This is a genomic window from Lactobacillus sp., from assembly GCF_051873315.1.
Lineage (GTDB): Bacteria > Bacillota > Bacilli > Lactobacillales > Lactobacillaceae > Lactobacillus.
On sequence record NZ_JBJEES010000072.1, the window covers coordinates 1 to 8931 of the forward strand.

The window sequence follows — 8931 nt, forward strand, 5'->3', positions numbered from 1 at the left end:
CGCTCTTCTTGTCCCAGTAGTATGGGTTCTTGACCATCTTCCAAGACAGGTTGGACCCGGTCCAGCCAACGTGCTTGAACGGACCGTTGTAGAGCATGTACTTAGAAGCTGTGCCGTACTTGGAACCGTACTTGGTTACAGCCTTTTCTGACTGCGGGAAGAAGACGGCAAAGCCCATCAGCTTGTCAAAGTATGAGATCCGCCGTTCCAAAGTCACGACCAGCTTGTACTTGCCAACTGCCTTGATCCCCAAGGAGCTGACTGGCTTCTTGCCAGCTACGATGGCATCAGCATTCTTGATCCCGGAGAAGAGGTAGGAATATTGGGAAGCGGTCTTTGGGTTAACAGTCCGGCGCCAGGAGTAAACAAAGTCCTTGGCGGTCAATTCACTGCCGTCGCTCCACTTAGACTTGCGCAAGGTATAAGTGTAAGTCTTCCCGTCCTTAGAAACCTTTTCGCTGGTTGCCAAGCCCTTTTCCAGCTTGGAGTTCTTGCCTAAACGGTACAAACCTTCCATCGTGTTGGAAATCTGGTTGAAGGAAGCCGCGTCGGTGGCCTTTGAAAGGTCCATCGTTGGAATTTCGGCTGAATCCATCCAGGTCAAGGTCTTCTTGCTGCTGGATGATGAAGAACTGCTATTGCTGCCACAAGCAGCAAGCAATGCTGCTGAAGCCAAAACCGTGGCTCCCAGGCTTAAACTCTTAGATAATTTCATCTTTTTCTCCTTGCTTTTACTGACTGTTCCAGCGCCTATGCTAGTTAAGACTCCACAGCAGTCTTTAATGATATTTTCATTATAATTCTCTGCTTGATCAGCTTCAAGCGTTTTTAAGAAAAAATGTCATATTATTTCATCAATCTAAATATACCAAAGCAAATACAAGTCAATTAAACATATATCAAAATAAGCAGACAAAAAAGAAGAGGCAGAGCCTCTTCTTTTTGCTTGATTACTTGATGTAAGTGTCCTTGAAGTTCCAAGTACCGCGGTTTTGGTAGACGTCCTTAACAGTTGGACGGATCAAAGCAGCATTAGTGTTGTAGTAAAGTGGAGCAACACCGACATTGTTCAGCAGGATGTCTTCTGCCTTAGTCAGGTCGTCCCAACGCTTGCTGGTTGAAGCAGTAGTCTTGGAGTCAGCGATCAGCTTGTCGTAGCTTGAGTTCTTCCACTTACCGTTGTTTTCTGGGTTAGTTGAAGTGAACAGGTCCAAGAAGGAGATCGGGTCTGCGAAGTCGGCACTCCAGCCGGAGATTACGACATCGAAGTTACCTGCAGTTGACCGTGACAGACGGGTCTTGAATGGCAGGTTTTGAACTGAAACGCTGACCTTGCTGCCGAAGGTTGATTCAAAGACTGATTGCAGGAATTCAGTAGTCTTCTTGCCTGAGTCAGTGTCGTCGGACAAGATCTTGAAGCTGAACTTGCTTACGCCCAGTTCCTTCAAGCCCTTGTTCATGTACTTGACAGCTTCCTTCTTGTTGGTTGAAGCTGGGTAGTAGCTTTCAGCAGACTTGGAGATCCGCTTGGTGTAGTCTTCACCGTTAACTTCAGTCAATTGAGTTGGAGTCAAAGTGTTGGCTGGAACACTGTTGCCGCCAAGTGATGAAGTCAAGCCCTTACGGTCAATAGCCAGTGACAGGGCCTTACGGACGTTGGTGTTGGCCAGGTACTTGTTCTTGGCTTGGTTGAACTGCATGTAGAAGGTTGCACCTTGGTTCAAGGTTACGTAGCCCTTCTGGTTCTTCAATTGCTTGGTTTGTGAAGCGTCCAGGCCAGTGTAGTCCAGCTTGTTTGATTGGTAAAGGTTGTAAGAAGTTGATGGAGTCTTTTGTACGCTCCAAGTGATAGTGTCAAGCTTGACGTTCTTCTTGTCCCAGTAGTATGGGTTCTTGACCATCTTCCAGGACAGGTTTGAGCCAGTCCAGCCGGTTTGCTTGAACGGACCGTTGTAAAGCATGTACTTAGAAGCAGTACCGTACTTAGAACCGTACTTGGTTACGGCCTTTTCTGATTGTGGGAAGAAGACGGCAAAGCCCATCAGCTTGTCAAAGTAAGCGATCCGGCGTTCCAAAGTAACAACCAGCTTGTACTTGCCAACAGCCTTAACGCCCAAAGTGTTGGCCTTCTTCTTGCCGGCTACGATCGCGTCAGCGTTCTTGATCCAGGAGAAGAGGTAGGAATCTTGTGAAGCAGTCTTTGGGTCAATAGTTCTGCGCCATGAGTAGACGAAGTCTTGGGCAGTAACGTCGCTGCCGTCGCTCCACTTGGACTTGCGCAGAGTGTAAGTGTAGGTCTTCCCGTCCTTAGAAACCTTTTCGCTGGTTGCCAAAGCCTTTTCCAACTTGGAGTTCTTGCCCAAACGGTACAGACCTTCCATAGTGTTTGACAACTGGTTGAAGGAAGTAGCGTCAGTGGCTTTGGACATGTCCATGGTTGGGATTTCAGAAGCAACCGTCCAGTTCAAAGTCTTCTTTGAAGAAGAGGATTCCTTACTGCTGTTGCCGCCGCAGGCAGCCAAGAGAGCAGCTGATGCCAGCACAGTTGCACCAACGCTCAAAGTCTTAGATAACTTCATCTTTTTTCTCCTTATAACACATATTTGTTTGCGCTGAAAAGATGGCCAACACAGCTTTAAGCCGTCTCTCAGTCAACATGATAAATTGATTATAATTCTAAGTTAGACTCTTTTCAAGGGCTAACTTAAAGAAAAATAAATTTTTGCCCATAAAAAGCTAAAAAGATGTCATCACCTGGCCAGTTTGTTAATTTCCTCTAATTTAAATACCACTCCTGCTTAAATTCCTGGACAAAATCCCGCATGTATTCTGTCCGCCGGCGGGCTTCCTTTTGGGCGGCCTGGCTGTTCATCAGCCCTTCCAGCTTAAAAAGCTTTTCATAAAAATGATTGATCGTAGTTTCTTCATGATTCCGGTATTGATCATGACTGACCAATTCCATCGGCGGAATTTCCGGGTCGTAGATCTTGTCATCGTGCTTGCCGCTGTAAACGAAAGCCCGGGCAATTCCCATCGCCCCCAGAGACTCCAGCCGGTCGGCATCCTGGACGTACTCTCCTTCTAAAGAAAGTTGGTAGTGGCGGTCAATGTTTTTGGAAAAAGACATGTGCTCGATCGTGAAAAAGACGTTTTCCTGGTCCTCTCGGCTTAAGCCGGCTGCCGTGAAGACTTCCCGTAATTTGGCCAAAACTTCACTTGGGTTTGGGCAGACCTTTTCATCGATCGTATCGTGAACAAAGCCCGCCGTATAAGCGATGTCCCGGCTCTTTTGGCTAGACTCCGGGTGATCAGCCAGCAGCATTCTTTCAGCTAAAACCGCCACCCGCTGGCCGTGGTAGTAATCATGCCCCGTTCTTTCTTCGGCCAGGTTTTCTTTGACAAAATCCGCGATCAGTTTCCGTTCCATTTTTACCTCCGTGTTTGCTTTAATTATTTTTTCAATTATAGCGGATGGCTCTAAAAATGCAAGCAAAAAAGAGAACTAGAGTTCCTAGTTCTCTTTTAGAATCTTATAATCATTCTGCAATGACAAGGTGATATAAAAGACCTTGCCATAGCGGGCGTCTTCAACTAGCCGGGTCTTGCTGAAGACCTTCTCGCAGCCGCCATCCTTGGTTAGCAGGCGGCAAGACAAGCAGCGCGGCCGGTCAGGTACCCGTCTTGCATCCTCACCGGCCACCAAGTCAAGCAATGCCCGGTCAGAAGGGTAGATTAAACCCAGCAGCTTGCCAGCCGTAAAGGCAATTAAATCCGCGAAACCCTTGAAGCCCAGCATGTCCAGAAGGGACTGGTTGGCAAAAAGAATTTCCCTCTCCCCTTCTGCCTGGCAAATGAAGAAAGAAACCGGCAGGTTGTCGGCCACCTCCCTTAAGGTAAAGCCAAACTGCTTCCGGTCAGTCCGCGTCATTGCATCGTTGTACTCCCGCCAGCCATGCTTGCCATCGTCCTTGACCACGTAAAGGGCCAGGTCTGCCTTAGCCAGGGCATCAGCCACCGAGACGGCCTGCTGGGGGTAGTGAACATAGCCCAGGGAAATGGAAAAAGGATACTGCTGCTCTTTAGCGGAAAAAACCTGGTCCAGCTTGGCCAGATTGGCGACCTGGTCGTCGCTTGTGCCCGGAACGAACGCGCAGAATTCATCACCCCCGTTGCGGCAAATGATTGCCTCGCTGCCCAGGGTACTCTCCATGTTGAGGGCCAAAGTCACCAGAACCTGGTCACCCACATTGTGACCATGGACGTCATTGATCAGCTTGAAATTGTCGATGTCCAGCATGACGAAGCTGCCCTGGGCAGCCGGATGCTGGCGAAGGTAGTCATTGACCCGGTCATCAAAGGCCGCCCGGTTCAAAAGGGTGGTCAAGTCGTCCCGGCTGGACATGTATTCCAGCTGCTTCTGCCTTTGCAAAAAATAGCGGAGCAAAACCAGCAAAGCCGTCAGCAGCCCAGCGATCAAAAGATGGGCCAGCAAGTATTTCCCGTCCAGCAGGTAAAACTTCCCGTCATCAGCTATGAAGTCCCGTGACCGGGTTTCTATCGCGGCTAAAGCAACTGTAAAAATAACCAGGACAATGGCCGTCGTATTGGCAAAATTGGCGAATCGCCGCCGAATGACCAAGAGCCGGGTCGAAAATTTCTGCATGCGATCCCCTCCAAAATAACAATTGACTAATAATTCTTAGTATATCAGTATTTTGAAGAGCGATGCAAATAATTTAATCACTTTTGCTGATCATAAGCTGCTAGCCAGATTTGAACTGGCGACCTCCTCCTTACCACGGCGGTGCTCTACCTCCTGAGCTACAGCAGCGCCTTAATTGTAACATGCCGGCTTCTTTTCGGCAAAAAGATAAAAGCGAGAAAAAAGAAAAAGAAAGCTTCCAGTTTGGAAACTTTCTTAAACATCTATTAGCCCTTGATGTGCACCAAGGTGTACTTCTTCTTGCCCTTGCGGATGATGACGAACTTGCCGTCAAAAGCAGCTGCCGGGTCAACTTCAAAGTCAGTGTCCTGGATCCGGTCGCCGTTGACGTAGATGGCACCGTTGTTAACGTCTTCTCTGGCCTGCCGCTTGGATGATTCGATCTTGGTGTCAACCAGGAAGTCCACCAGATTCTTCTTTTCTGCCCCGCTCTCAGCACTTGGCGCCTTGGCCAGGGCGATTTCTACCTGCTTGGTGGTCAAGTCCTTCACGTTGCCGGAGAAGAGGGCCTCAGTGACCGTTTGGGCTTCCTTCAAGCCGCTTTCGCCGTGAACGAACTTAGTCACTTCTTCCGCCAGCCGCTTTTGGGCTTCCCGCTTCCAAGGTTCAGTCTTGACCTTTTCTTCCAAGGCGTCGATTTCTTCATGGCTGAGGAAGGTGAAGTACTTGAGGTACTTGATGACGTCCCGGTCATCCTGGTTGATCCAGAATTGGTAGAATTCGTAAGGACTGGTCTTTTCCGGGTCCAGCCAGACAGCGCCGCCGGCAGACTTGCCGAACTTGGTCCCATCAGCCTTCAGCATCAATGGGATAGTTAAGCCAAAGGCTGGCCGGTCTGCCCCTTCCAAACGATGGATCAAGTCGATCCCGGCCGTGATGTTGCCCCATTGGTCAGCCCCGCCGATCTGCATTTGAACGCCGTGGTCCCGGTTCAAGATGTAGAAGTCGATGGCCTGCAGAATCTGGTAGGAGAATTCAGTGAAGGAGATCCCGTTTTCCAGCCGGCTGGCAACGACTTCCTTGTTCAGCATGTTGTTGACCTGGAAGAGCTTGCCGTAGTCGCGGAGGAATTCCAGCAGGGTCATCTTGCCCAGCCAGTCGCGGTTGTTGACGATGCGGAAGTTTTCCGTGCCAAAAAGCTTGACCATCTGCGCCGTCAGCGCTTCTTCATTGTGCTTGATCGTTTCTTCAGACTGCAGGACCCGTTCAGTTGACCGGCCAGATGGGTCGCCGATTGACCCGGTACCCCCGCCGATAACGATGACTGGCTTGTAGCCGGCCAGTTGGAATCTCTTCAAGATCATGAAAGGAATCAAGTGACCGATGTGCAGGGAGTCACCAGTCGGGTCAGTCCCGCAGTAAAGAGCCAGGTCGTCATGCTTGGCCAGGTAATCCCGCAAGCCTTCCTCGTCAGTTTCCTGGTTGATGGCGCCGCGCCATTTCAAATCTTCCAAAATGTCAAAATTTGCCATTTCTGCCTCCGGATAAAAAAAGTCCCTGGATCAAAAGATCCAGGGACGACTAAATTCTGTCTTAGCCGTGGTACCACCCACGTTCGCACAAAGTGCCTCTTTGGAGCTTCTTAACGGGGCTCTCCTCCCCGCGCTGTATTTCGTCTGCCTGGCCTGTCTAGCTCGCACCAACCGCTAGTTCTCTGAACGCTGAACCAGGCAGCTACTTCGCTGTCGCGTTTTTATAAAAATAACATGATTTCGCCCCGGGGTCAAGCGCCTTTTTAAAAAGCAGCAGGAGGAGCAGCAGCCAGGAAAACCAGCACAGGTTAATCAGCAAGCTGCACCATAAAGGCTGTTTAAAGGTCATAATCACGGTATTCTTGCCCATTCTAGCCCGCACAACCGGGAATCCGCCGCTTTTTCTTTTTAGATTATGGATCTTGCGGCCATTGAGCGTTAATTCTGTCTGCGAGTATGCAACAAGTGGCAAGGTTATTTTGCCGCCAGTACTTGTCCAGCTTAATTTAAGCCTGCCGCCAGTCATTACCTGGTGGTCAAACTTCTTCCAGCGTTTAATTACCAGCATATGGTATTTGTGGCCTAAGTTGTCTTCTTTCCCAACAACGGGCAAATAATCCGGCTGATTGCCATAACTCATCACAGAAATCAAGGGTTTAAGCCCTTTGCCCACTACCTGGGCCATTTCAGGCGTTCCATTAGCGTGAAAAGTATTTTTCCGATGGCTTTCCGCTACCGGGACAGCCGTATCTAGCAGCAAAGCCAGCGATAAAAGCAGCAAGAACGGCTTCCCGCCTTTAGCTGCAAGTTTCTGGATACTTAAGCCAAAAGACAGAATCACCATTGGGTAGATTATAACCACCAAACGGAATGGAAACTGAAAGTTGCTGGCCAGAACTGGCCACTTATTTTGCACATATCCCCAAGGAAAACGGTTGGATGCAATGAGCATAAGTACTAAAGACCATATTGCCAAAAGCTTTTCCACGCTTTTGGCAGCCCGGTTAAAAAAGATGTACAGGAAATTCAAAAGAATTATGGCCAAAAACATCGGCATCAACTGTCCATAGCTGCTTCCCAGGTCGTTTTGGTAACTTCCCAGCTTCAAGCCGCTTACTGCCATATTATAGGCATCCAAGTGGGCCATCTTGTTGCTGGCAGCCAGCCAAAAAACTGCAACAATCGTATTCAAGCCCAATGCGCTGGCCAATGCAACTGCCTTAAAGAAGTCTTTCCAAACATTTCTCTTTTTAAAAAGCGCCAGCAAGAAAAACGGGGCCAAAAGCACGCATGCCAATAGGGCGCTGAGCAGGTGAACCTGCAAAAGCAAACCCATCGTTGCCCCAAGGATGACCCAATCGATCGGCTTTTCCTGGTCTTTAACCATTCGCACCCCATTAAGCAGGACCAAGGGCATGAAGGCCTGCCCCCAGCCGCTAAAGGAACTGGCGTTGATAAAAGCGGGTATCATGCCGATATTGATGTACACCAAGCTTAAGAGCAAACTGGCGATTTTGCTGACGCCGCTATAGCGTAAAAGATGCATCATATTTCCCGCGGCTAACAGGCAAAGCAGGTAAATACTGATGATTTGAAAAGTAAACCAATTTCCGCACAGCAGAAGCAAGGCACCATTAAAATAGGCAAACAATGGCCCATAGCAGGCGTTAATGATCCGGCCGCTTTGCTGGAAACCATAGTTTGTTTGAAAAAAGCTGTAATGGCCAGTCTTAATCTGCATGGCCGCATCATAAAAGCGGCCAAAGTGAAAGCGGGCATCTCCAGCAATAATTACCCTTTTAGCCTGCAGCTGCGGCCAAATAACCACCGTTGTTACCAAAGCAACTGCCAAAAGCGGCCAAAGATAAGCCCAAAGATTTTTTACTTGTTTTTTCATTAGTTTTATATTTACAATCCTCTATTTTTTTCAAGAGCTAGAAAAATTGTAACATACCAATCAAATACGTTTTAACAAAAAAGCAGGCTAACCTGCTAAGTTAGTCTGCTTTTGCCAGGTATTCTGGCTGTTTAAACTATTTCTTCATGGTATAGAAGCCCTTGATCTTCAAGGCATAGGCTGAACCAGCCGTCATGTCGTATTGGATCATTTCGTAGTCCTTGAGCAGAGCTTGCTGTGAGCTGGTCAAGGTCTTCGGGTCAACTTCCTTGCCCTTTTGGTCGACCAGGGTAAAGCCGGTGTCATCGCTGTAGCTGATAGTCAAGGCTGGCAGCTTCTTGTGCACTTCAGTCAAAAGTGCCTGGTAAGCCGTCACCTTGCTGTTGGTCTGTTCCAGCATCATGGCGATGAAGTCACTGGTGTTGACGTAGTTGGTCTTGGAAGTCAATTTAGCCTTAGCCCCATGCTGACGAGCGTACTTGTTAGAGTAGATGAAGTAGCGGGTCGAGTGCATTTGAACCGGGTACTTAGACGTGTATGACTGGGAAACGATTGACGGGTAGTGGTCACCGTAGAAGACCAGGGTAATTGGCTTCTTGATCTTGTCGATCTGCTTGATGAGCCAGGCACCGAGCGGACCGCAGATCATCGCGCCCAGGATCATCACCGTGCCGGCGGCACCGAGGATGACGCCCATCGCCATGATCGCGCCGACGACGGCACCGCGGGTCTCGTAGACCATGCGGCCGCCCTGGAACGCGATCGCGAGCGGGATGAGGTAGGTGAGGATCGGGCCGACGAGACCGACGTTCGCGACGCCGTTCGTCTCACCGAACCCG

6 protein-coding genes, 1 tRNA gene and 1 pseudogene are annotated in these 8931 nt (G+C 49.2%); all 8 read right to left on the reverse strand.

From position 1 onward, the window contains the following. Nucleotides 1-715: peptide ABC transporter substrate-binding protein (locus ACI32D_RS04725; RefSeq protein WP_439775477.1), on the reverse strand; the 715-nt coding region annotated here is incomplete at its 3' end. A 235-nt stretch (nucleotides 716-950) separates the two neighbouring features. Further along, nucleotides 951-2579, reverse strand: a complete 1629-nt coding sequence (locus ACI32D_RS04730) for a peptide ABC transporter substrate-binding protein (protein ID WP_439775478.1) — start codon at nucleotides 2577-2579, stop codon at nucleotides 951-953. Between the two features lie 197 nt (nucleotides 2580-2776). Continuing rightward, the gene (locus tag ACI32D_RS04735; protein WP_439775479.1) at nucleotides 2777-3427 is read right to left on the reverse strand and encodes an HD domain-containing protein; all 651 of its coding nucleotides are present in this window, start codon (nucleotides 3425-3427) and stop codon (nucleotides 2777-2779) included. An 84-nt stretch (nucleotides 3428-3511) separates the two neighbouring features. Then, on the reverse strand, nucleotides 3512-4663 hold the full coding sequence (locus tag ACI32D_RS04740) for a diguanylate cyclase domain-containing protein (protein WP_439775480.1): 1152 nt from the start codon (nucleotides 4661-4663) through the stop codon (nucleotides 3512-3514). A 95-nt stretch (nucleotides 4664-4758) separates the two neighbouring features. Further along, nucleotides 4759-4831: transfer RNA gene (locus tag ACI32D_RS04745), tRNA-Thr, on the reverse strand. 98 nt (nucleotides 4832-4929) lie between these two features. Further along, entirely contained in the window at nucleotides 4930-6195 is a 1266-nt protein-coding gene (tyrS, locus tag ACI32D_RS04750) for a tyrosine--tRNA ligase (protein ID WP_439775481.1), read from the reverse strand. A 202-nt stretch (nucleotides 6196-6397) separates the two neighbouring features. Further along, entirely contained in the window at nucleotides 6398-7936 is a 1539-nt protein-coding gene (locus ACI32D_RS04755) for a hypothetical protein (RefSeq protein ID WP_439775482.1), read from the reverse strand. Between the two features lie 292 nt (nucleotides 7937-8228). Continuing rightward, nucleotides 8229-8931: pseudogene (locus ACI32D_RS04760) on the reverse strand (hypothetical protein); the annotation flags it as partial.